The sequence below is a fragment of the Viridibacillus sp. FSL R5-0888 genome (assembly GCF_038009105.1).
GTDB classification, from domain to species: Bacteria; Bacillota; Bacilli; order Bacillales_A; family Planococcaceae; genus Viridibacillus; species Viridibacillus arenosi.
In genome coordinates, this window is record NZ_JBBPAU010000001.1 from 2564832 (window position 1) to 2588360 (window position 23529).

General features: G+C 33.4%; 28 protein-coding genes and 1 other annotated feature. Of the genes, 11 read left to right on the forward strand and 17 right to left on the reverse strand.

Going from position 1 to position 23529, the window contains the following annotated elements; all coding sequences use genetic code 11:
• The first annotated feature begins 18 nt into the window (after positions 1-18).
• The 5 genes from MKY02_RS12730 (at position 19) to MKY02_RS12750 (ending at position 2380) form a co-directional block, all read left to right on the forward strand.
• Positions 19-387 (forward strand): VOC family protein, encoded by a 369-nt coding sequence (locus tag MKY02_RS12730; RefSeq protein WP_235175788.1) that lies wholly within the window; start codon positions 19-21, stop codon positions 385-387.
• Positions 388-701: 314 nt separating this feature from the next.
• Positions 702-956: a hypothetical protein gene (locus tag MKY02_RS12735; protein ID WP_038191250.1), complete on the forward strand. Its 255-nt coding sequence runs from the start codon at positions 702-704 to the stop codon at positions 954-956.
• 497 nt (positions 957-1453) lie between these two features.
• Positions 1454-1558, forward strand: coding sequence for a VOC family protein (locus tag MKY02_RS12740; protein ID WP_244898286.1), 105 nt, complete (start codon positions 1454-1456; stop codon positions 1556-1558).
• A gap of 106 nt (positions 1559-1664) precedes the next feature.
• On the forward strand, positions 1665-2036 hold the full coding sequence (locus tag MKY02_RS12745; protein WP_038191248.1) for a DUF5391 family protein: 372 nt from the start codon (positions 1665-1667) through the stop codon (positions 2034-2036).
• A 110-nt stretch (positions 2037-2146) separates the two neighbouring features.
• Complete coding sequence (locus MKY02_RS12750) at positions 2147-2380, forward strand: hypothetical protein (protein WP_038191245.1); 234 nt, start codon at positions 2147-2149, stop codon at positions 2378-2380.
• Positions 2381-2588: 208 nt separating this feature from the next.
• Here MKY02_RS12750 and MKY02_RS12755 read toward each other — a convergent pair whose 3' ends face one another.
• The 7 genes from MKY02_RS12755 to MKY02_RS12785 form a co-directional block, all read right to left on the reverse strand.
• Positions 2589-3143, reverse strand: a complete 555-nt coding sequence (locus tag MKY02_RS12755; RefSeq protein ID WP_051448881.1) for a DUF4871 domain-containing protein — start codon at positions 3141-3143, stop codon at positions 2589-2591.
• Entirely contained in the window at positions 3136-3309 is a 174-nt protein-coding gene (locus MKY02_RS12760) for a winged helix-turn-helix domain-containing protein (RefSeq protein ID WP_143691111.1), read from the reverse strand. Before MKY02_RS12760 ends, MKY02_RS12755 begins: the two co-directional genes overlap by 8 nt.
• Before the next feature lie 162 nt (positions 3310-3471).
• Complete coding sequence (locus MKY02_RS12765) at positions 3472-5328, reverse strand: alpha/beta fold hydrolase (protein WP_340711302.1); 1857 nt, start codon at positions 5326-5328, stop codon at positions 3472-3474.
• Positions 5329-5385: 57 nt separating this feature from the next.
• On the reverse strand, positions 5386-5952 hold the full coding sequence (locus MKY02_RS12770; protein ID WP_036130195.1) for a TetR/AcrR family transcriptional regulator: 567 nt from the start codon (positions 5950-5952) through the stop codon (positions 5386-5388).
• A 93-nt stretch (positions 5953-6045) separates the two neighbouring features.
• Positions 6046-6210, reverse strand: a complete 165-nt coding sequence (locus MKY02_RS12775; RefSeq protein WP_155981218.1) for a hypothetical protein — start codon at positions 6208-6210, stop codon at positions 6046-6048.
• A 78-nt stretch (positions 6211-6288) separates the two neighbouring features.
• Positions 6289-7548: a hypothetical protein gene (locus MKY02_RS12780; RefSeq protein WP_038191242.1), complete on the reverse strand. Its 1260-nt coding sequence runs from the start codon at positions 7546-7548 to the stop codon at positions 6289-6291.
• Positions 7549-8155: 607 nt separating this feature from the next.
• A complete protein-coding gene (locus MKY02_RS12785; RefSeq protein WP_340711303.1) occupies positions 8156-8314 on the reverse strand; it encodes a hypothetical protein in 159 nt (52 codons plus the stop codon).
• A gap of 224 nt (positions 8315-8538) precedes the next feature.
• Between MKY02_RS12785 and MKY02_RS12790 the strand changes: the two genes are divergently transcribed.
• The 3 genes from MKY02_RS12790 to MKY02_RS12800 all read left to right on the forward strand — a co-directional run bounded on the left by MKY02_RS12790 (position 8539) and on the right by MKY02_RS12800 (position 10956).
• The gene (locus tag MKY02_RS12790; RefSeq protein ID WP_038191240.1) at positions 8539-9285 is read left to right on the forward strand and encodes a class I SAM-dependent methyltransferase; all 747 of its coding nucleotides are present in this window, start codon (positions 8539-8541) and stop codon (positions 9283-9285) included.
• Between the two features lie 428 nt (positions 9286-9713).
• Positions 9714-10262, forward strand: a complete 549-nt coding sequence (locus MKY02_RS12795; RefSeq protein WP_051448867.1) for a helix-turn-helix transcriptional regulator — start codon at positions 9714-9716, stop codon at positions 10260-10262.
• Positions 10263-10278: 16 nt separating this feature from the next.
• Positions 10279-10956, forward strand: a complete 678-nt coding sequence (locus tag MKY02_RS12800) for an isochorismatase family cysteine hydrolase (RefSeq protein WP_340711304.1) — start codon at positions 10279-10281, stop codon at positions 10954-10956.
• A 306-nt stretch (positions 10957-11262) separates the two neighbouring features.
• Here the strand turns inward: MKY02_RS12800 and MKY02_RS12805 are convergent, their stop codons facing one another.
• The 4 genes from MKY02_RS12805 to MKY02_RS12820 form a co-directional block, all read right to left on the reverse strand.
• Positions 11263-11652: a DUF4304 domain-containing protein gene (locus MKY02_RS12805; RefSeq protein WP_143691109.1), complete on the reverse strand. Its 390-nt coding sequence runs from the start codon at positions 11650-11652 to the stop codon at positions 11263-11265.
• A gap of 211 nt (positions 11653-11863) precedes the next feature.
• Positions 11864-12418 carry a DUF7018 domain-containing (lipo)protein gene (locus tag MKY02_RS12810; protein WP_340711305.1) on the reverse strand — a complete coding sequence of 185 codons (555 nt, stop codon included), beginning with the start codon at positions 12416-12418 and terminating at the stop codon, positions 11864-11866.
• A gap of 367 nt (positions 12419-12785) precedes the next feature.
• Positions 12786-13229 carry a hypothetical protein gene (locus MKY02_RS12815; protein WP_038191227.1) on the reverse strand — a complete coding sequence of 148 codons (444 nt, stop codon included), beginning with the start codon at positions 13227-13229 and terminating at the stop codon, positions 12786-12788.
• 312 nt (positions 13230-13541) lie between these two features.
• Positions 13542-14531 (reverse strand): phosphotransferase, encoded by a 990-nt coding sequence (locus MKY02_RS12820; protein ID WP_038191226.1) that lies wholly within the window; start codon positions 14529-14531, stop codon positions 13542-13544.
• A 183-nt stretch (positions 14532-14714) separates the two neighbouring features.
• Here MKY02_RS12820 and MKY02_RS12825 point away from each other — a divergent pair, with 183 nt between their 5' ends.
• The 3 genes from MKY02_RS12825 to MKY02_RS12835 are packed head-to-tail and all read left to right on the forward strand — an operon-like array spanning position 14715 to position 17542.
• Positions 14715-15269, forward strand: a complete 555-nt coding sequence (locus tag MKY02_RS12825) for a recombinase family protein (protein WP_038191223.1) — start codon at positions 14715-14717, stop codon at positions 15267-15269.
• Between the two features lie 19 nt (positions 15270-15288).
• On the forward strand, positions 15289-16737 hold the full coding sequence (locus MKY02_RS12830) for a Mu transposase C-terminal domain-containing protein (protein ID WP_038191221.1): 1449 nt from the start codon (positions 15289-15291) through the stop codon (positions 16735-16737).
• A complete protein-coding gene (locus MKY02_RS12835; RefSeq protein ID WP_038191220.1) occupies positions 16730-17542 on the forward strand; it encodes an AAA family ATPase in 813 nt (270 codons plus the stop codon). Before MKY02_RS12830 ends, MKY02_RS12835 begins: the two co-directional genes overlap by 8 nt.
• Positions 17543-18211: 669 nt before the next feature.
• Here the strand turns inward: MKY02_RS12835 and MKY02_RS12840 are convergent.
• From MKY02_RS12840 to MKY02_RS12865, 6 genes are all read right to left on the reverse strand, one after another.
• Positions 18212-18715 (reverse strand): hypothetical protein, encoded by a 504-nt coding sequence (locus MKY02_RS12840; protein WP_038191218.1) that lies wholly within the window; start codon positions 18713-18715, stop codon positions 18212-18214.
• Positions 18716-19087: 372 nt separating this feature from the next.
• Positions 19088-19312, reverse strand: coding sequence for a DUF3953 domain-containing protein (locus MKY02_RS12845; protein ID WP_038191216.1), 225 nt, complete (start codon positions 19310-19312; stop codon positions 19088-19090).
• A 196-nt stretch (positions 19313-19508) separates the two neighbouring features.
• Positions 19509-20009, reverse strand: a complete 501-nt coding sequence (locus MKY02_RS12850) for a hypothetical protein (RefSeq protein WP_340711308.1) — start codon at positions 20007-20009, stop codon at positions 19509-19511.
• Between the two features lie 977 nt (positions 20010-20986).
• Entirely contained in the window at positions 20987-22294 is a 1308-nt protein-coding gene (locus MKY02_RS12855; protein ID WP_340711309.1) for an MFS transporter, read from the reverse strand.
• Positions 22279-22542: a binding site (T-box leader), on the reverse strand. (Overlaps the previous gene by 16 nt.)
• Before the next feature lie 301 nt (positions 22543-22843).
• A complete protein-coding gene (locus MKY02_RS12860; RefSeq protein ID WP_340711692.1) occupies positions 22844-23242 on the reverse strand; it encodes a Type 1 glutamine amidotransferase-like domain-containing protein in 399 nt (132 codons plus the stop codon).
• Complete coding sequence (locus MKY02_RS12865; protein ID WP_340711310.1) at positions 23226-23411, reverse strand: hypothetical protein; 186 nt, start codon at positions 23409-23411, stop codon at positions 23226-23228. The genes MKY02_RS12860 and MKY02_RS12865 overlap by 17 nt, the downstream gene beginning before the upstream one ends.
• Between the last annotated feature and the right edge of the window lie 118 nt (positions 23412-23529).

The following is a 23529-nucleotide window of genomic DNA, read 5'->3' on the forward strand; positions in this document are numbered from 1 at the left end:
AAAAAAAGGTGTGATAAAATGTTGAATCAGGTTTGTGTTATAAGTATTTACGTGCCAAATTTAAACAAAGCAATTGACTTTTATACCAATACTTTAGGTTTTGAATTAAACAAGCAGTATGGACCTAATATTGCATCACTTGTACACGGAGAGTTACCAATTATTTTAGAGGAGAACAATAATACAACCTTTAATCAAGATAATAAAATTACAGGAGTTGTATTAGGTTTGAGAACTGAAGATATTTATGAAACGGTTAAATTCTTAAAAGATAAAGAAGTTGAATTTATTGTAGATGAACCAACTAATTGTCCTCCAGGAAAATATATTAGTTTCAGAGACCCCTTCGGAAATATTTTAGAATATCTCCAATTTGAAAATCTGTAACAAGCATTAAAAGTTCAACATAATTGTTGAACTTTTTTTAATCTCCTTTTATAACTAACCTGCCCCGTTAGTTCAATAAAGAAAAAAAGTGCTGCATATACAACTCAATGATCTTCAAGTATAGCACCCGTTAGTTGAAGAAGAACCTTTTCTTCTAATGCACATTTTTTCGATTTCGGAATACGTCTCAGATTCCTAACAGTTCGTATTAACAATAAGCTTCTTCATTAAAAATAAAAAGTTCAAGATCGAAACTTAACTACATTATTATTCGTTATATTATAAATAGTCTGAAAACAAAAAGGAGCCTAGCTATGAAACATTTATCAATTTATGTTTTTATCTTTAACTTACTTTTTTATGCACTAACCTTGTTTAATATTGATCTTGTTCCAGGTATAGTATGGCGAAGTGTATTAATTACAGGACCTATAATAGGGATTATCTTAGCTTTGTTGTATTCTAAAGGAAAATTGAAAGTAATAGGATTATCAGGAAATTTGTTCGTTTTTGTCATTGCCATACTTATGCCGTATATTGTTACAACATTTATTTGGAACCGACCATAGCAAGTTCACTTCTACAGAGCCAATATCTAAGAGATGTGCTTAGATATTGGCTCATTTAATTTGAAATTCATTAATTATTCTCCTAAGTTTTCTGCCATCTGTATTACGCCGTATGTTCGAATTGTCTATTATCCTTCAATTTCAATTTTTTCTAATTCCAAGTGTTGAACAGTTTTATTCCATTCGTCATACTTATAGCTGCATTTATACATTTACAAATACTGCTTTTTTTTATGAAATCGAAGAAATTCTCTAGATAGAAATTGACTTATCACTTAGATTGTATTGCATCTTAGTTTGTAGCTAAATAATCACTATTTCGGTATTCTCCAACTTTTCACTAATGCGATATAAAAACAAGGGAATTTATCAAATTTCTTATTGAACTAACCTGCCCCGGTAGTTGAAGAAGACAATCGAGTATATTTTTTAAAATAAAGGATTCTAAATAACATCTGTAGAATATTTACATTAATACTAAGAAAAGGTATCGTAAAATGGTGAATCAGATTTGTGTTATAAGTATTTACGTGCCAAATTTAAACAAAGCAATTGACTTTTATACCAATACTTTAGGTTTTACATTAAGGCTGTTTTCGTAAACTTTGTTGTTTTGATTAAATAGTGTTATTCAACAATCGGGCCAGATTGTTGAGGTGCTATATGTAAAGTGAACTTACCAAAAATTATTCTTATGGAGGTTGTAGAATGAGAAATGGTGTTATCTTAATGACCATAATTTCGGGGCTACTTTTCTGTTTTATAATGATTGCAGCTTCGCTATCTCCCTTTCCGGATCCTGGTGGATTCAATTCTTTAGGTATGTGGCTGAATATTATAATGTTTCTTGTCTTTTATATTCTGTCTTTAATTTTGTATTGGGTAGGAGTTAAAGGAATGAAATATGTTATGGCAGTTTTTTGCGGAGTAGGGTTACTTATATCACTTTCAATAATTGTACTGGCATTTGTAATGGGAACGGTTACTTATAATGTTTCTGATTTTCTATATGTGATCGTTCTTTGCATTATGTCACTAATTGCCAATATCGTTTGGTATATTTTTGCATTTAAAAAGTAGCAGATTTAAAAAGTAGCAGATTTATAACGTTCTGTTTTATAAGGATGCAATGTATACAACAATCGGGCGCGATTGTTGTATAGCCCAACTTTTCTTTATAGCAACAATCTTTGAGAAAACAGCCTACATTAAACAAGCAGTATGGACCTAACATTGCATCACTTGTACACGGAGTGTTACCAATTATTTTAGAAGAGAACGATAATACAACCTTTATTCAAGATAATAAAATTACAGGAGTTGTATTAGGATTACGAACTGAAGATATTTATAAAAAGGTTAAATTCTTAAAAGAGAAAAAAGTAGATTTAATTATAGATGAACCAACTAATTCCTCCAGGTAAATATATTAGTTTCAGAGACCCTTTCGCAAATATTTTAGAATATCTCCAATTTGAAAATATGTAACATGAATTAAAAGTTCAACAATTATGTTGAACTTTTTTAATCTCCTTTTATAACTAACCTGCCCCGTTAGTTCAATAAAGAAAAAAGAGCTGCATATGCAACTCAATGATCTTCAAGTAAAGCACCCCGTTAGTTGAAGTTGATTTAACTATCTTCGACGTTTATAACTATTTCATCAAATAATTTATCATTAAAATATATTTCCAATTTCCATAATCCACTTGTAGGGAACAACATATTCGATGGGATATGGGAATCGGCACCGTTATTAGGGCTAATGGAAGTATTGGAATATTGCCATACTGTATCATTGCCAGATACCAAAACGGGATGTTCTTTCCCTTCTTTGTCAGTTCCAACTACTTTAAAATCACCACTGATACTATCTTTGTCTCCCCAAAAATGCCACATATACTTATTTACTTTATTAGCAATAATCTTTTCTTCTACTGCTTCACCTTTTTTACCAGAGCCAACCAAGAAACCAACTTTCCCTTCTTCACCAATCAACAAAAACTCACCTTTTGTCCCATCACCAAAAGTAACTTCAACCGATTGCGCAATTTTTTGCACATTGTTACTAATTTGCTTCGCAATATGGCTCGGTATCACTTGAAACGTAATAAATATCGCAATACATAAGCTAATCGCCAGCGTAATAATAAAGTTTAACAATAGGCGTGTCGTGAGATTATTCATGGCGTTCACCTAAGCGATAGCCGATATTACGCAGCGTCTTAATTTCGATTGGGATAGCGAGACTCTCTAAACGCTTGCGAATTTTCCGAATATGCATATCGACTGTACGCTCCGTTCCTTCGTAATCAAGGCGAGTAAATGGTCGCGTGTAAATACTTGCTCGCAATTCGTTGCAAATAAAAATAATAACTCAAATTCTTTTAGTGGCAATAAGATTCTTAAGTAAATATATCCAGCGTTCATGTAGACAATCTTTTTTTTCAAACAGTACGACTTTATTTCAAAGACACAACGATCTTACTACCCACTTTTTATTTATCCCACACTCTCATCTGCTAGTACTACTATTTTTTATTACCAAATTAGCCGTTTCACTCGGATGGTTAAGAGGAAAATGATGACCATATGGAACAAAATCAACCTTACCAAGATGCGAAGGAGCAGAATAGCCTCTGTCATAATCCCCCCAAATAATGCGAAGATTATACTTTGTTACTTCATTGAAATCACCTTGATCGTTTTTCAATAGTAAACTGTTAAGCTGAACCGTAGTATTTAAAATTCTAGGAGAAGTAAAACTGCTACTTATTTTTTCAATATAATGTTCAGGGATGTTCTCCGTACTTTCAAATAAACCATTACTTAATAAATAACGCTCTATTAAATTAGTAGTTGCCAATTTCAATGTCCATTTGTTCATAAATTGAGGAACATTTATCGATTTAGCATTTTTTTTAGCAATAGGTGGCTGAAGTAAAGTAATTGTATACTTCTTATCTATGTACTTTTGTACTAATGCTTCCAAAAGAATATACGCACCAAATGAATGGCCAATTAGATGGGCACCATTAGTAGCTTTCTCCAATAACTTTTTCACTACATTCAAATAGATATTTAAAAGGTTTTTCTCTCGTTTAAAAGGAGAACGTCCCAAACCTGGAAGGTCCATGATCCATACAGGTCGACCCGTTTTTTCATGAAGCTCTTTTCCTAAAGGAAATAAATCCTCTCCATCACTTAATAAACCATGTAATAAAATAAACGGTTTACCCTCTCCTTGTGATTTGTAAATGGTAGTATTATTACATAATGTTCGTTTAAATAAATGACTGTGCTGGCCATTTTGATACATCATACGATAATCCAGATCAGCTATTACGGCTGGGAAAAACTTCATTACATTTGTCTCCTTAAACCAATCTTCTCCCATAATCTTTTTCGCTGAACCATTTGAAAATGTTCGATTTGTAATAAAGTTCAGCCCATCAGCAGGAATTTGGGTTATTTTGCTTACGCCACTATTCATAAGTGCTTTCATAAATGGCAATGGGGCAGAGATTTTAGGTGCAGTCATATTCATACTTTCTGACATAGCATCTAATAATTCTGAAATATTCTGATCATGTTGTTTATCTTCAACAAGTGTATATGTTTGTATAGTTGGTTGCTCCAATCTGAAAACCTGCACAATAAACTTTGCTAGTTCATCGTTTGCAATAAGTGGTAATCTATATTCCTTACCTCCAGGAATCACTGGCATGAGCCCTTTTCGTATACTCATCACAAGCAAGCCTAAGCCTCCTGTTTGCTCCGTACTCCCTGTTTTACTACTACCAACTACAGTTGGTGGATTAATTACTGAAAGCGGATAACCTACTGTTGATGCCTGCTGACGGATATAAAGATCTGCTAAAAACTTTGTTCTCTCATATGGATTTTTTATTTTCAAAAAATTGTTTCCTTCTTTAAATACATCTATCGCAATCTTGCTATTTTTATCATCAAAGGGACTCATATAGCCTACAACATGAATAAATTGTTGCAATCCCTTCAATTGATGAATATTTTTAGCGAATTCACTAATATGTTGGGCACCATTCAAAAATACGGAAGCTGCCTCTTTGCTTGTCGCTTGAATATCCATGGGGCCTCCTGCGTGAATAATCACATCCGTTTTCAATACCCACTCCTTATCTTCAGCACTTAGACCTAAGTCTATTTTCGTCAAATCACCTTCAATAAAGTGCATAACTGCCTCTTTTAAGATGCCTCTTTCTTGATAAATGCGTGTTGCTTTACTTTTCGATCTCACTAATAGAAGAATTGTAACATGCTCTTTGGCTAATTCCTTCACTAATTGCTTTCCAATAAAACCTGTTCCACCAGTTAAAAATACTGTTCTCATATAAATCCTCCTTTTAGTACTATTCAGTACTAATTTGATGTAAAAAAAATGCTTCTTTTATCGAAGCAAGTTAAAAAAATGATCTGCTGTTTTCATGATTACAGTTGCATCCTTCAGTGTTTCTGAAATAAATAGCGCTCCTTCAAGATTTGTAATAAAAAGAGATGCAACCTCGTCAATATTAATTGTCTTTCTAAATTCACCATTCTCTACCCCTTGTTTAAGTAATAGAGAAACTTTCGTTTGTAATCCTGCAAAAAAAAGACCTATTTTTTCTTTTACTTTTGTGGCATTTGTAGGGCTTTGAATATAAAGCGTAATAAATGGACAGCTCCCCTTATATTCTCTCGTCTGAACTCCTTGTGATAATTGCTTTAAAAACAGTTGGATACGATCTTCAACTAATAATTGGTTTTGAGATAGTAAGCCATCAATTGCAGATTGATACATTTCAATCCAATAATCAACGACCCCTTCCAACAATTCTTCCTTATTAGAGAAGTGATAATACACATTAGACTTTGAAACTTTGCTTACACGAACTAATTCATCCATGCTTGTATAAGCAAACCCTTTTTCTAAAAATAATGTTGCAGCTACTTCAATCACACGTTTTTGATTCATTAATTTTCCTCTTATCATAATTAGTACTGTACAGTACTATAATAGGTGTTGCAAGTATTTTTGTTAGTTTAATAAAAAAATTGATCAAAAAAGCTATACTTTAATTGATTTTTTCTTAGCATTTAAACTAAATCCTGCCCCTACCATTACTGATACACGACTTTTACCATCATTTGCCCAAAGATTATCTCTGATATTTTTCAAATGTTGATACATATTTAGATTTTTTTGAAAATATTCTCCGGTGTCTTTAGTCATAAATGTTCTCCTATCTCTCTTTAGTATTATTAATTTATGTAGAAATATATATAGTCTCATCTATACCGGTTGCAAATTCTATTGCTCTTTTACCGATAAATAAAGATTTAATTCTGAGGGAGAAACATCAATTAAAGCTAAAGCGGATTTAAGTAATACAATCATTTTCAAATAGCTGTTTTGACTTAATTCATCATAGTTATAGCTACCATGAAGTATAGAGTTTAGATTAATTTTAGTTTGATTTGATGGTTTATTATCAAATAAATCTATATAAGCATTAATAATAGTCAACCCTTTTAATAAGTTCATACTTTGAATAACCTCTACAACCTCTAAATCTTTCACAATATTATGTTTTAATTTGCCTCTAAAATTAGGAATATATACATTTTGAAACTGATAAGGACTTGTAAGTATTCCTTGTGCCCAACGACTAATAATATTGTCAAATGCCCCGAACAGAGGAAATATTGCCAGTTCATAATAGTCTTGTTTATAAGCATACACGCTCTGGTTAATAATTCTTTTTTGTGTTTCATAACAAGATGAATTCACAATTTCATGTATGTATTCATCTAAATGATTAGTAATATAATTTATCACTGCAACCTCATCAAAATCTGTCTCATCTATATCTCTAATCTCTAAGTAATGATCAACTAATTCTTCATCCAAAAACCATTGGCATTCTTGAGCATTTAATATAAGTTTATATTGTTTGTTTCGATATGCCTCATACTTATCGTCTAAATCTGTAAGAATTGATTTAAATGAACCATTCCATTGTTCTTGCAAAGCACGCATATTTTCCATATGCCGACTTGCTAGTCCCACTGCACTTTGTGCCCCACTCCATTGTTTCAGTAGAGCAGAGGTTGTATTCATATGCTGACTTGCCAGTCCTGTTACACTTTGCGTCCCACTCCATTGTTTCAGTAGAGCAGAGGTTGTATTCATATGCTGACTCGCTAGTCCTATTGCACTTTGCGCCCCACTCCATTGCTTCATTAAAGCAGAAGTTGTATTCATATGCTGACTCGCCAGTCCTACTGCACTTTGCACCCCACTCCATTGCTTCATTAAAGCAGAGGTTGTATTCATATGCTGACTCGCTAGTCCTACTGCACTTTGCGCCCCACTCCATTGCTTCATTAAAGCAGAGGTTGTATTCATATGCTGACTCGCCAGTCCTACTGCACTTTGCACCCCACTCCATTGCTTCATTAAAGCAGAAGTTGTATTCATATGCTGACTCGCCTTTCTTACAATGCCACTACTATTTGATAAGTTATAAGGTAGAAAAATTGATTTATTTAAAATGTACCTTTTACCCATATTTTATTTCATCTCCGAACCTGGATTTATTTCTCTATTTTAACACGACCAGGGAATTTTATAACAATACAAATAAACCTTCTTCACGAAATGGTGTTGTTTTGTCTATTAGTATATTTTTCGCTCTTTGCTTTTTTATATGCATTAGATAATAGACCAGACTGTGCTTGTAAATATTGAGGTGAAATGACAGCTTTAGTTGGAGTTTTAAAAGTTGTGGCACTGTATTAATAGTGAAGAATTCACTTGGGCAAGCATATTATTTTTAATTAGAATGAGGTAAGCATAACTGCATCTAGTTTTCACTTTAATAAAAGATAGAAGCGACAAATAATACTTGCGAACAACTTTCCTTGGAGAAATTGAAGAATACTGATAACATTTGATTTTTCATTAACATCAAAGTCAGAAAACATTAAAAGCCCCCTTTAAAATACTTCTTCCACTCATTCTCCGTTACTTGAATAAATTTCCTCATAATTACTAATTCGATGTCTTTTTAAATTCACCTGCTTCTTCAACTATCCTGCCCCGTTAGTACACTAAGAAAAAAGCTCTACTCCTTATTGAAGTAAGGCACCCGTTAGTTCAATAAGAATTAATGACTTCACCAAATGCTTGATATCAAGCGAATTATCATTCTTGGTATAAAAATTATAATGTTCCAGACCACTTCAAATATTATAGAACCACCAATCTCACCTAAAATTTCTTTAAAAAACCCATCCTGCTTTTCTGCTTTTCTTTTTTTTTTGCCATCATACATCTCCGAATCCCTTAATTTATACCCTCTGTAACTAAACTGCCCCTTTAGTTGAACAAGAAAAAAAGAGCTGCATTTGCAACTCAATAATCTTCAACTAACAAAAACTAAATTTTCTGTCATTAAATTTATATCTATGATAAGATCATAACAGGAGGTGCTCTATATAGGTATCAGAAATTTAAAAAATCCCCTGTAAACGAATAGTTTATTACAGGAGGATATTTATGAAAGATAATTGGGTACAACCTTTTTACAAAAGACAATTTGAGTTTTATCAGGATCCATTAGACGATATAAATGATTATAAGAAAGAAGTAGCTTTGATTCATGAACAAGTGGGTACAACCTTTAAGGATGTTCTTGAAATCGGTGCTGGCTCAGGGATACTTGCAAACGCACTTTCACTAACCAATAAGGATATAACTACAGTTGAACTCGTATCAGAATTGGTTGAATACGCAAGAGCTCACTCAAATCCATCTATACACATTTTATGTGACAACTTTTATTCGGTAAAACTAACTAAACAATATGATTTAGTTCTCTATCTAGATGGTTTTGGCGTAGGAACTGATAAAGAGCAACTACTACTTTTAAACCGGATAAATGAGTGGCTGAAAGTTGACGGGTATGCACTTATTGATATATATCAACCAAACTATTGGCAACATGTTAAGGGGCAACAAATGCTTGTCTCTGAAAAAAATCAGATAATGAGAGAGTACGGTTATGATGAAATTAACTGTCGCATGACAGATAAGCTTTGGCAAAGAAGTTCACCTAATGAAACAATCACACAATCGCTAGCCTGCTATTCAACAGATGAAATATATTCTTTATGTCAACAATCGGGTCTCCAAATAATTGCATTTTACCCGGGTGGAGCAATTAATTTAGATACTTGGAAGTTTGAGGAAGTCACTTCGTTATCAAATTGTTTATCTTACCGAATTAAGGTAAAAAAAATTTAAATCCTTTAGTTTAAATAGGCTACTAGCAACTTGCTAGTAGCCTATTTAATGTACATAAAAATTTTAGATTCCAAACACTATTTCTTATTCAGCTAAACTGCCCCTTTAGTTTAAGTACGTTTCTTCACAATCTTCATAACATCATTAACATAAATATCCAAAAATAAAGTCATCTCACTTCTAAGAAATCTATAGATGAAAGATGATTTTAATCAAAATTTTTTATAAAGCTACAGTTGGTTTGGAATAAAGTTTGATTATTTTTAGTAGTTCTTGTTCAACTAAAGCACCTCGTTAGTTCCTAGATTCTTCTTTAGTGAATTTTTTTATTTTTATTTCAAACACCCTACAATGGGTAAAAAACTAGACCTTTTTGTTATCAGTATGATAATATAATCATGTCGATAATATTTGGAGGTGAATATAAAATGGATATTAGCATTAAAGATATGATGGACTGCATTGTCAACCCTGTTAAAAATCAAATTATTCTTGCGATTCAAGCAAAGGGTGAGTGTACAGCAAAAGATTTATTATCATTACAATACGACATCCCACAGGCTACCCTCTATCGCACATTAAATCGTTTGGTAGATAGTGGCGTTATAAAGATTGTTGAAGAAAAAAAAGTTCGAGCCTTAACGGAGAAAGTTTACGCATTGAATGAGAGTTTTTTGAATGTCAACCAATCTATCATTGAGCAGAACGATGGTGGAGCATATTTTAAGTTATTTACGAACTTTTTAATTGTATTGATGAAAGAGTTTCAAAATTACACAGAAAAATCCTCTATAAATATTGTTGAGGATGGTTCAGGTTTCAGCGCAACTCCTATCTATGTAACCGTTGAAGAAATGGTGGATATAGGAAATAAATTTAAAGAAATAATTGCCCCTTATCAAACAAGAAACACATCGGTTGAGGAACAAAAAATGCATATTCTCGCAACTATCATTACGCCCCCAAACGATAAATAAATATGAGGTGACTGTTATGAAAACAAAGAATAAGAGGAGCAATCTTCGTATGATACTCATTAGCATTATTGGAATATTAGTACTTTGTATCGGAATTATAGCCTTACGATTCGTATATTTATCGAGTGCCACAAAGGGCGACTCAATCGCCAAATATGATAGCCCCAAAAGCGCACTTCTGGTAACAGATATCCAAAATGATACCTTAGGTATATCCGAATACGGCAACACGGAACCGTTAATGGCTAACATCAATACAGCTATCAAATACGCAAATGACTCTGAAATGGAGATTATTTACGTCAAACAAGAGTTTATGAAAAACTCTTTGGATTTACTGCTTTCTGGTGGTATTTATGAGGCTGATAGTGATGGAGCGGACTTATATAATGAATTATCCGTTCAATCAGATAACGTTTTTAGCAAGCTCCGCTCTGATGCTTTTTCTTCGGATCATTTTGAAAATTATCTCATAGAAAACGAGATTGATACCCTTTATATTGTTGGTGCAGACGCCAGTGGTTGTGTTTACAAGACAGCTTTGGGCGGCATAAACAGAGGTTATCGCGTTATTGTTTTGGATGATTCCTTATTTTCTGTGAAAGAAAACGCACTGAATAAAATGCTTGTGAAATATCAGACAAATGGTATCGAGATAACTAATATTAAGGATTTTATCCAAACACGAGACTAATAGTTAGATTGTGTAACAAAGAACGGAACCCCTTTTACATATGTGTAAGTTGAGTAAGTAAATAACTTTTAAAGCACAATACTAAATTAACACTTGTAACATTGTTTTAAAAAAGCCAACAAAGGCTATAAACTAACCTTTGTTGGCTTTTTTTAATTAGATACTTGTTTCTTTTTCAAAATATCTTTTGTTGGTTTGGAATAAAGTTTGATTATTTTTAGTAGCTCTTATTCAACTAAAGCCCCCCGTTAGTTGAAGAGCAAAGAGTTTAATAATGAGGAACAACCACTATTTCAAGCCTTTGATTTAAATCTTCTCCCAATAATTTTCCGCTTCAGGGATACAATTCAAGACACCATTAGCAAGAATATCAAAAATACCTTCATCAGAACTTGGAGCATCATACCTGAACCACTCTCCACCATTAAGTCTCAGTCTGTTGTATAAGTCGTGGGCAGTAACTTTATTCGATGGAACTTTCTTACCCCAATCATGGGTCACTCCATCAGGAGGACAAACTGCCACTTCGATAACAAATCCCCCGCCATATTTATCAAATTGAAAAGTTAGAAGATCAATTTTATTTTCTTTAATTCGACGGAAATGTGGAAATGAACCTTTAAATCCTTTCTCTCTAAGGATTGGTATTACTATTTTCTTTAAAGAAGAAACCATACTATCTCTTTCAACTGACAATTTTTTAAATACCTCAATTCTAAAAAAATTAAATCTTTTCCGTATAGATTCTCCCTAATATAAACATTTTCCTTCTTCAAGTAACCTGCCACTTTAGTTGAATAAGAAAAAAGAGCCGTCTGAACAGCTCAAAGATCTTCAACTAAAGCACCCGTTAGTTGAAGAACTAATTTTACGCATAACTCCCTTATAATTGTAGTATGGTACTATATTATTCCGCATGTTCTTTCATTAATTTATCAAGTGCTTTACCATAAGCATCTTTGTTTTCCTTACTTAACTCATACATCGCCCTTTTCCAATATTCTCCATCTACACCTGATAAATGTGGAGTACTTTTTAGTACAGCTTCTTGCATATTCGGTTTATCCTCTTTACTAGCGTCTTTAATAAGCTTTGTTGCTTTTCTTGCATCTGTTACCCCTACTTGTATGTCTTTGTGAATGTCTTTGTATTTATCAGGAATTTTTATATATTCCATATTGTCTAAAATCTTATCCATCTTGTTTGCTGTTTTTAAAATATCTTTTTCTTTTTCTTTTTCTTCCATAGCTTTCATCGAGTTTACTATGAATAAATCCTTCATGTATTGAAACTCTACTAATTGTTCACAAATATAATAGGGATACTGTTTCTCTGATATTACTGTTTTCATTGTTGATTTGCTTGACTGCTCAGTCTTAGGAGTAGACTCTTTATTTCCTACCGCACAACCTACTAATAATAGAATAGGTATTGCTAATGATACGAGTTTCGTTGCTTTCATTATGTATCCTCCTTTTAGAAAGTATTGTAATTAATTAACATATTTTACCATAACGTAAATTATAAATAATAGATATATAAAATTCCTATCATTTGAAAGAAGTGATTTGTCATAAATATTGGATGTATATTCCGTACATGTCAGGTTTACATAACGCATCATTATCGGTAGCAAGAAAAAATTCTTTAATGAATGGAAAGTTCCTTCTTCAACTAAACTGCCCCGTTAGTTTAATAAAGAAAAAAGAGCTGCCAAAGCAACTCAATGATCTTTAATTAGCGCCCCCGTTAGTGAAAAGGTGAGGTGTAACCATTGCTGGATGCCCGATAATTAGGATTAAGCCATTATATAAATGTACTTAAAGCGGCTAATCTCGCTGTAATAATGCGCCATTTTGTTTATCGTATATTTTATAATGTATACCAAAATCAGAACCTTCATAATAGGTAACTTCGCAATACGCCTTTGTTAATGAACCTTTGTCCCAATGATTTGGAGGTACACTAAAAAATAAATCATCTGAAAACGTAATATCTAAATAAGCACTTTTTGTAGTGTTCCAGTATTCAACTGAACACGCACCCTTTACTGTGTCGTGATCTCCCTTTAAAATCTTAGGCATCACCGTTAGGGCATCCCTAAATATGACGAGAGATAATAGGGCACTTAATAAGAGTCCAAGCTGGATTCCATAGTATTTAATATGCGGTAAAGGTTTCTTTTTTTGAGTCTTTCTCATATACACAATACCTGCAATACATAAAACAAAGCCTAAAATCGTTAATGAAAATGCACCTAGTAGTTCCATCATTTTACTTTCACCTGCTCTGTCTATCGTGTTAATTCATTTTACATCAATTTCAGTGGTTGTCACTTTAGGAGTTATTTTGCACCTATTTCAAGCACTATTTTACACTATGAGTAAATATAAAAAGCCCAATTTCTCATTAAAATTGAGAAATTAGGCTTTTTTCGTTGCTCCATTAAAGCGCCAGTTTGCTGAATAAAGGCTTTATTGACTCGATCAGATAATCTAATACCATTTAATAATATTATTTTTTATTGAACAGCCGTTGTTGTTCAATAAGGAATTATTTTTAATTCATCTTTATTTAGCTAAATATTATATATTCCCTAACATAGACTCTAATTCTTTTTGATTTTCCGATAGCCAAAGCATTTCCTTTGCAAAACGTTCTGGAGGTCCACTATGCTGATCCATGCTTGAATTTATCCACCAGGTACTTTCCATAAACCATAACATTTTTAAAGAGCTGATTATCGACCCTTTCTCAAGTAAACGTTGCTCACTATACCCTTCTATAAAAGCCTGAACAAGAGAAATATCAAAGTTATTTTCATATAAGGCTCCAGATATAACAACTCTTGCAACATCAAGCTGTGGGTAGTCATATTTCATTCTATCAAAATCTAAAACAGCACTTATTTTTTTCTCTTCAAACAATAAATTATCTACCCAGAGATCACGGTGAGCCCAACCAGTTTCATTCAGGTTAAAATCTTCTAAATTTATAGTTTCTGTTACTTTATATTGTGTTTCTAATATCGGTAACAAATGAGATTTGTCAGTATTATTTGCATGATTCCAAACAGATTCCCAATGAGTTAAACGCTCCTCCCGACTTGGAGGAATAAATTCAGGACCTCTCTTAACCCTTAGTGTACCGTCATTTAACAAATGATGCATATTCCCTGTTACTCGTCCTAAATCAAACATTTGATGAACGTTTAATTTTCCCGGAGCGATCACAGTTCCATTACAGTAATCCATTAACATAAAAAGTTCTCCCTTATCCGATTCAATAAGAAACTGACCTTCATGAGAATAGAGCTTAGGGCATGGAAGACCTCTATTATGTAATCGCATTTGTTGAGAGAAGGCTATTAATAGTTCATCATGGTTATACAGTTTGTATCTTTCCTTGTTGTATTGCTTGATTAAAAAAACACCAGAGTCTGTTGTTATTTTCCACTTTAAATTTAACCAACCACGTTTTATAGGTGTAGCATCTAATACCTTAAATCCAAAATAACGATTACACGTATTTATAAGGTCGTTCAATACCATTTCTTCTGTTAATACAAAATCCATGCTTCATCTCCCCCTATTTCTTTTTACTTCTAAATATTTCAACAAAGTCAATTTTATTTCCTTTTTACTTTTAATAATGCTACTTAGTTTATACGGAATAGTCAATTTGGTAAAATCATTAATCCCTGTTACTTGAATAACACACAATGAAATCAAAGGGAAAATGAGGAAAGAGTGATTTTGGTGTTAATTGGATATGCACGTGTGTCAACAGGATTACAAAATTTGGATTTACAATCAGATGCTTTAACGCAACATGGTTGTACGAAAATCTTTCACGATAAAATGAGTGGAACAATAAAACAACGTCCCGGTTTAGAGGAAGCACTTCAGTATGCACGTAAAGGCGATACAATTATCGTTTGGCGATTGGACCGACTAGGACGTAACATGCAAGATTTGATTCAAATTGTGAACAGCTTAAATGAACGAGGTATTGGCTTTCATAGTCTACAAGAAAACATAACCATGGACAAAAGGAATGCGACGGGGCAATTAATGTTTCACTTGTTCGCAGCGTTTGCGGAATTTGAACGTAATTTGATTGAGGAGCGCTCTGCTGCAGGAAGAGCAGCCGCAAAAGCACGTGGGCGTCTAGGTGGACGCCCGAAGAAGTATGGATCAAAAGATATTGAAATGATGAAAGCTTTAATTGAAAGTGGCACACCGATTAAAGATGTTGCGGAAAAGTGGGGTTTGTCTCGCACTACGATTTATCGCTATTTAGAAAAACAGTAAATCGGAAGGGTTGATGTCTATGCAAAATGAACATCCTCCATTAACAGCTTATTCAGTAGAACAACGACAAGCAGCGATGGTAAAGTATAAAATCATTGCGCCTTATCTTACCGACGAGAAAACATTAACTGTCATTACAGAAGAAACCGACATTGCAAAAAGAACGCTACAATACTGGATTCGGGACTATAAACAATTTGGATTAAAAGGTTTAATTCGAAAAACAAGAAGTGATGCTGGCAAAATACATTTGGAACCGGAAATGATCTCTTCGATTGAACAACTGATTTTGAAGTATAAAAGGAATTCATTGACGTCTATTCATAGGATGATCTGTGGGCAATGTCGGAAAAAAGGCTGGCAAGAACCGAGTTATTATCAAGTGTATAAGGTATCGCAATCCCTTTCGCCAAGCCTGAAGAAGTTAGCGCATGATGGCCAAAAAGCATACGACAATCAATATGATTTAATTCATCGAAGAGAAGCAAGCTATCCCAATGAAATTTGGCAAGCAGACCATACCCCATTAGATATTATAGTTTTAAATGAAAAAGGAAAACCAGAAAGACCGTGGCTAACAATAATTTTAGATGATTATAGCCGAGCAGTCGCTGGATATTTTTTAACTTTTGAAAACCCCTCCGCTATAAATACATCTTTAGTCTTACACCAAGCAATATGGAGAAAAAGTAATCCCGATTGGCAAATATGTGGTATCCCTGAAATATTTTATACAGACCATGGAAGTGATTTTACGTCCAACCATTTGGAACAAGTAGCAATTGATTTAAAAATTAACCTAGTCTTTTCTGCAATTGGTGTTCCAAGAGGACGAGGGAAAATAGAAAGATTCTTTTTAACCATCAATCAATTGTTTTTGCAAGATTTACCTGGGTACTTGGAAAATCAGACTACTAGCTCACTTCTTACCCTTAAGGAACTAGATGAAAAATTATTTAATTTCATCATATATAATTATCACCATAGGGTTCATGGTACAACAAAAAAAGAACCGATACAGGCGTGGAATAATTCTGGATTTCTTCCGAATATGCCAGGGAGTCTGGAAAGTCTTGATTTATTATTACTAAATTTAGCAAAACCAAGGAAAGTTCATTCTGACGGGATTCATTTCCAAGGACTTAGATATATAGACACAAATCTTGCTGCATACGTTGGTGAAACAGTCATTATTCGTTATGATCCGAGAGACATTGCTGAGATTCGAGTGTTTTATCAAGATAAATATTTATGTACGGCTATTTCCCCCGAGATTTCCGATTATACAGTAGATTTAAAGGAGATTGTTTCAGCACGAAATAAAGTACGGAGAAATCTAAAAAAACAACTTGATTCTGGAAAAACGGTTGCAGAAGAAATTGCCTTATCAAAGCAGCACGAGTTAGGGAATAAAACGAATGAACCTAATTCTAAAAAGTCGAAACTAAAGAGGTATTTCAATGAATAAAGGGCAAAAGTTTATTCAAACAAAAGAATATAAGAGATTTACCGAGTTCTGTGATGCATGTATTAAATACAAATATATAGGTATTTGTTATGGATTACCGGGTGTAGGAAAAACATTGTCCTCAAGGTACTATTCGAATTGGGATTCCATCGAAAAACAAATAGCTTATAAAACAGCAAACAATATTGGCCTAGATGCAGATGAAAAGATACTTGAAGCTAGAACAATTTTTTATACAGCTCCGGCAGTACGAGCGACTAAAATGACTGAACAGATCAATCTTATTGGTTCCAGAATGAATATGGTAAGAACTATGTATAAAGTACTTACTAAAGGAGAAGAAGAAAATTACACCACTGACGCTTATGAAGATATCGACTTGATTATTGTTGATGAAATTGATCGCCTAAAAGTGCAAAATTTAGAACAACTTAGAGATATTTACGATCGAAATGACATTGCAATGATATTAATTGGAATGCCTGGCATTGAAAAGCGATTAGCACGTTACCCACAACTCTACTCCAGAATTGGATTTGCTCATGAATTTGATAAACTTAGTAAAGTTGAAACCCATCATATTCTAGAGTATAAATGGGAAGAGTTAGGACTTTCTATAAAGCTTGAAGACTTTTCCGATTATGAAGCAATAACCAGCATTATAAAGATTACAGGTGGAAACTTTAGACTCATACAGAGATTGTTTACTCAAATTGAAAGGATACTTGAAATTAATAAGCTCAAAACGATAACAACAGAAGTAGTTGAAGCCGCACGGGACAGTTTAGTAATCGGAATTAAGTAATATGAAAAAGCTATCATTACAGAGATAGCTTTTTCATTTTTATATTTATAGTGCAAAATATCTCTCTAAATGGGTGCAAAATAACACCGAAAGTGACAAGTGGTGCTTTAACTTCCTGCAATAGTTGAATAGCAACAATCTTTGAGAAAACAGCCTTACTTAAAGACAAATAAAGAAGATAAAGTCCTTGTTATGTATAGCTCACTCCGGTATGGACAGCTATCCTGCTTCGATAGTTATAAGAGCTTCATATGCAACTCAACGATCTTCAAGTAAAGCACCCGTTAGTTGAATAAGAAACAGAGACGCTTATTAAACAATCGCGCCCGATTGTGGAATATCGTTTTTCAACTATAGCCCCTGTAGTTAATATATAGGAACGATTAAAAAATGCAGGTATACAACGCCAAGAATGCAGCCTTACTCAAAATGCCACTAAACCATTACTGTTAATCGGTTTCTACTCACGTGCATAAATAGCATTCATAGGAAAAGCCAAGAAACGTTGTTTTCACAGTATTTCTTGGCTTTTTGTGTCTTCCCAAATTTTCATTTGGGAACGTTATATCTACTAAGCAATCAAAGATGAAAAAAAAGCCGACAAGGTTTTTAATAAAACCCATCGGCTAAGTAAGATGATTTGTGGTGTGTTTTCAAAATGAAATTTTATTATAGTTTTTCAGTCACTAATCTACTTCTCTGCTTTGCGTGCAATTTTTTCATTGCAAGTCTTGCTATAGGTTGTGCAACTAGCAACTCAATCCAAAATGCTACACCAAAGTTTCTAAACCAACTGTGAAAGAAGTTTTGGAAAGGTTCTATGCTTATTTGTTTCGTACCAACCCAAGCTCCTATGATAGTCATAAGAATAGATATGACTGTAACATTCAAAAGGGTATTTAATAGAACTCTGGCATTAAAGCCATCTGTTGGTCCTACGAATTTCGGCAGAATTTTGCCAACTAAAGGTCCTGCAACTAATCTAACTATCAAAACAACAATAATCCACAAAAATGGAATTATTTTTAGAGTTTCTAAATAATTTTCTTTACTGAATCCTAGTTCCAGCCCCACAATTATCGGGCCGATTGTGTTTGCTGAAATAATTGAGATAATCAGTAGAAACACTATTCCTTCTTTTGGATTTTGAGGAAGTCGATCTTCTTTATACATATTAGTACCCTCCGAAAATAATATTCAAGATGGTAGACGTATCTTTCGACATATATTTTCGGTAAAAAATTAACTCACCAATATCTCTACACACTTACTTTAATAAGTTTAACTCGTTTTCAGATGAATTCCAGTCTTGTATTATTCACATATATGTGAGCAAAATCATTATCGAGGGAATTGATTCTCCTACATTTTTGGCAGTGTTAGATGTTGAATTATCACCCGTTATGTCATTAACAACAATCTTTGCGAAAACAGCCTATCTATTTTATCACGTTTCCTTCTTCCACTAACCTGCCCCGTTAGTTCAATAAAGAAAAAAGAGCTGCATATGCAACTCAATGATCTTCAAGTAAAGCACCCGTTAGCTTAAAAAGTATAGATGGCTACAAAACATAAAAATGCTGCTACAAGGGTAGTAAATATCGCACTTGTATTCCGTTTTTCTTGTAGTTCCGAAACACCCGTAACCAATAGAAACACACCAAAGAACAAGCACATATATGGCATAAACTCAAAGTTATCAGTAATTAAACCATAACCTGCTAATCCACCAACAATAACTGATGAGATCAATCGCAATATTTTCAACATATTCCTCTGCCTCCATTAAATCCCTGTACAAGTTCTTGTTTAATCATATCATTTTAAACTCTATTTTTTTGTTATAAAGCTGGAATTCCTTATTCAACTAAACTGCCCCGTTAGTTCAATAAGAAAAAGGCCCTACTCCTTATTGAAGTAAAGCACCCGTTAGTTCAATAAGAAAATTAATAGCATTCTTTAATACTTATGACCATTTTTCATCATCATCAATCCACTGATTCCTCTTTAAATCAAATGATTTGTACTCATCGTGAAAAACAAAGTATGAAGGTAAGTGTAATACTTCTCCACCTGCGGTTTCCCAACATTCCCTAAACCAATCAGTAAATGCATTTTGTTCTTTTGTAACTAGTGTTTCTTCGTTCTGCTCATAAAAGTCAAAGAAATCGTTTAACTGAATGTCGTTTAATTGATGATACTCAACTTCTGGAAGTATCGCTACACTACCTCCAAATACAGTTGTGTCATTTCCTTCATAGAAAACTTCGTTAGCTTCTTTGTCCATTGAGAACATTCTTATTGATAATTCAAACCTTGTAGGTTCGATGAATGCGGTGAAATCCAACAAATCTATATCAGAAGAGAAATTGTATGCAAGGATTTTTTTTAGGTTTCCTTCTAACAATTCCGATTGTTTCTCAAGGTTGGCTTTAATTGAATTAATATAATTATCGACAGAAAACATAAATAAACCTCCACTGTAATAGTTATCTAATATTACCATAAAAATAAAACAACCATTGCCCCATATTCAACTAAACTGCCCCGTTAGTTCAATAAAGAAAAAAGAGCTGCATATGCAACTCAATGATCTTCAAGTAAAGCACCCGTTAGTTTAAGTGCGATTCTTCACAAATTCCTAGATATTCGTAATTAAAAGCGGATCACACCATATTTATTAATTTTCTCAGATTGTTCAGTAACTAAATTCTAATGATTGTCATTACCCTTCTTTCTTAACCACATTACTTTTATGTTATAATCAAACAAAAAGGGGTTTTATTAGAATAATGCTTGTAATATTATTTTTTATATTTGTAATTTGGTTTTTGTTTAAACTCATTAACTTGCAAGAAGAACAAAACAACTTACGGGAGAAACAAAACAGCTTGCAGGAGGAACTAAACGAAATTCTAAGTAACATATCCAACAAACTAGATAAGTAGTATACATAGATGGGAAATCCCATCATTTTTTACTGAACAAAATCTTTCAGATATTCATTTAATATAGTGATGGAATTTAAAATTCCGCATTGGTATATCTGTTTAAAGTAACCTTCTTATTCAACTAAACTGCCTCGTTAGTTCAATAAGAAAAAGGCTCTACGTCTTATTGAAGTAAAGCCCACGTTAGTTTAATAATCCGATAACACTCTAACTTGGTGACCCTGTAGTAAAAAACCACATAGCTAATAAAATCAACATAATTACTGCTATACCTATAATTAAACGTTTCATATTAAATCCCCCTAACATATCCTTCTTCTACTAAACTGCCCCGTTAGTTCAATAAGAAAAGGCTCTACTCCTTATTGAAGTAAAGCCCCCCGTTAGTTTAAGTACATTTCTTCACAAACTATTACTTGGTTAGTACAATAACTATAAATCTGGAACAGTAAAAGGCTTGCCGATTACTTTATCGTTTCAAGCCTTTTTATAATTAACTGTTTAAAGAAGAAGCACCTTTTTTAAAATATTCCAGCCGTTTTGCACCTGATACAGCTTTCCATGCCAATAATCCTAATAAAAAGAAGGCAAATGAACCTATTAACCCCACAGGACGGATCGAAGTTAATTCAGCAGCTAAACCTATTAAAACCGTTAAAACAACAACGAAACCTGCTTCAATGACACTAAAGATGCTTTCGAATCTTCCCATCATCCTCACAGGAACATGATTTTGGTAGAAAGTCAGATACCCTGTATTTGCAAACGTTACAGCAAACCCTATTAAAAATACACCAGGCGTTGCACTAAAAAAGCCACTCGAACTATAAAGTACTATATAACCTATTGAGGTAAAAATGGTACCAATACCTATTAAAAAATTAACTGCAAGTTGTTTTGAAAATACTGAATTAATAATTGATCCTATTATTATTCCAGCTCCAAAGACACTTAATAAAAACCCATAATCGGTGTCTGATATTGAAAGTACTCCTTTAGCAAATGCAGCCTCGAGAGAATCTATTGCAGTCATGAATATAGTAGTAGCACTAAATAATAAATATATCTTTGCGACATAGGTATCGTCCTTACTGAAATTAAAAACAATCCAAAAATCATTTTTTATCAAGTCCCATGTAAATCTTTGCCCCTCTGTCTCTTTGTGTCCTGAATCAACATTAGGTAGCATCATTATAATAAGTGCTGAAAAGAATAAAGCCACTGCATTCACATGAATGGCAGTATAAGGAGTACCCATCCAAAATAAAATCCCAGCAATGGTAGGGCCTATTAGTGAACCACAAGAGTTGATAAAACTACGTAGTGCATTAAAGCGTTGCCGATCTTTTTCCGGTATTAGTTTAGTCATATAAACCATAGATGTAGGTTGAAAAATAGCACTTCCCATATTAATGATAAACGCTAGTACATAAACATAAATAAGTGAAGGTAAAAATGGAATTAATGAAATACATATTGCTCGGGAAATGTCTAATCCCATCATAAGTCGCCGTGTATTTACCCGATCAATTATACTACCTGCCCAAGCATTCGAACATATAGTTGCAATTGGACCTAGTATATATAATAAAGCAATAGAAAGTGAGGAACCTGTTTCATTCAATATAATTAAATTTAGTGCGATTAGGTAAACCCACGCACCCACATTTGAAATGCCTATTCCACCTAATAGTATTAAAGGATACTTCCATCTGGACATAATCACCACTCCTATTTTATTTTTTTGTAAAACAAAATAAAAAAACCCACCCCCAAGATATTTATCTTGGGGGCGAGTCATATCGCGGTGCCACCCCAGTTCATCTCTACATTGCTGCAGAGGCCTTATCGAGTACGGCTTTGTGAATAAATCACCTGCGATACTCTATCTCGTTAACGTGAGAATACGTTGCATCATCATTGTTCCAACAAACAAATCCAATGCACAGCTCCAAGCCTTGCTTCAACACATTTCCTATCCCTCTTTTTCAGCTACCAGAGGTCTCTGTAAATAGTACGTATGTTTACTCTTCTTTTCATAGCTTTTTTTATAGAATTTTGTAAATTTTATCCTATTTTAAACTAAAATTCAATACAAAAAAGAAGACGACTAATTATTTGTATGACAAATATAGAATTATTTATAGTATTGGTGTTACAGAAATTTTTTTTACTTCATGCATACATTCAACTAATCTGCCCCGTTAGTTCAATAAAGAAAAAAGAGCTGCATATGCAACTCAATGATCTTCAAGTAAAGCACCTGTTAGTTTAATAAGAACAGCGACGCTTGTTAAACAATCGTGCCCGATTGCTGAACTGTTTTAGAATTTGGGATTTGGGATTAGGTCTATTCAATTATGATTACTTCTCCATCCCTCAATGCTTTAAATAGAATTTTATTCTCGATCATAAATTCAATTGCTCGGTCCATATCGTTAGATTCTTTGTGGTCTGATTTATAATGTGGGGCAATTACATAATCCAAAATGCATAAACCTTCCCATATAGCTTGATGTTCATTTCCGTAAGGTTTCTGCTCGGGTTCGTCTGCTAAGTGTATGCCTTTTAAAGTTGGTCCAAGGATACAACCACCTGCACTATATCCCCCATATAGAATATCTCTTTTTTCTCTATAATACTTTTTAATGATTTCATCGAAACCGCTTAATCTCATTGCTTGTGCAAGAACAAAAGTATTGCCACCTCTTACCCAAATAACATCGTATTGATCAAGCTTTTCTTTCATAATAACCAAAGAAAGTTTCTCCGCAATGTTGCAAAGTATAAACTGTATCCTTCAATGGTGGTATATCATATGAACCAATTATTTCTGCCTCTACCTTATATGATGGTATTTGAATGTTTAAAACATCTACAGCGTTTTTACTATTACTAATGTCAATTATTTTAATCAATGGATCCACCTCATTCTGCTATTTTCTTCTTCCACTAAACTGCCCCGTTAGTTGAATAGCAACAACCTTTGAGAAAACAGCTTTTCTATTAGGGATGGAGTCAGATTTACAACGTTAA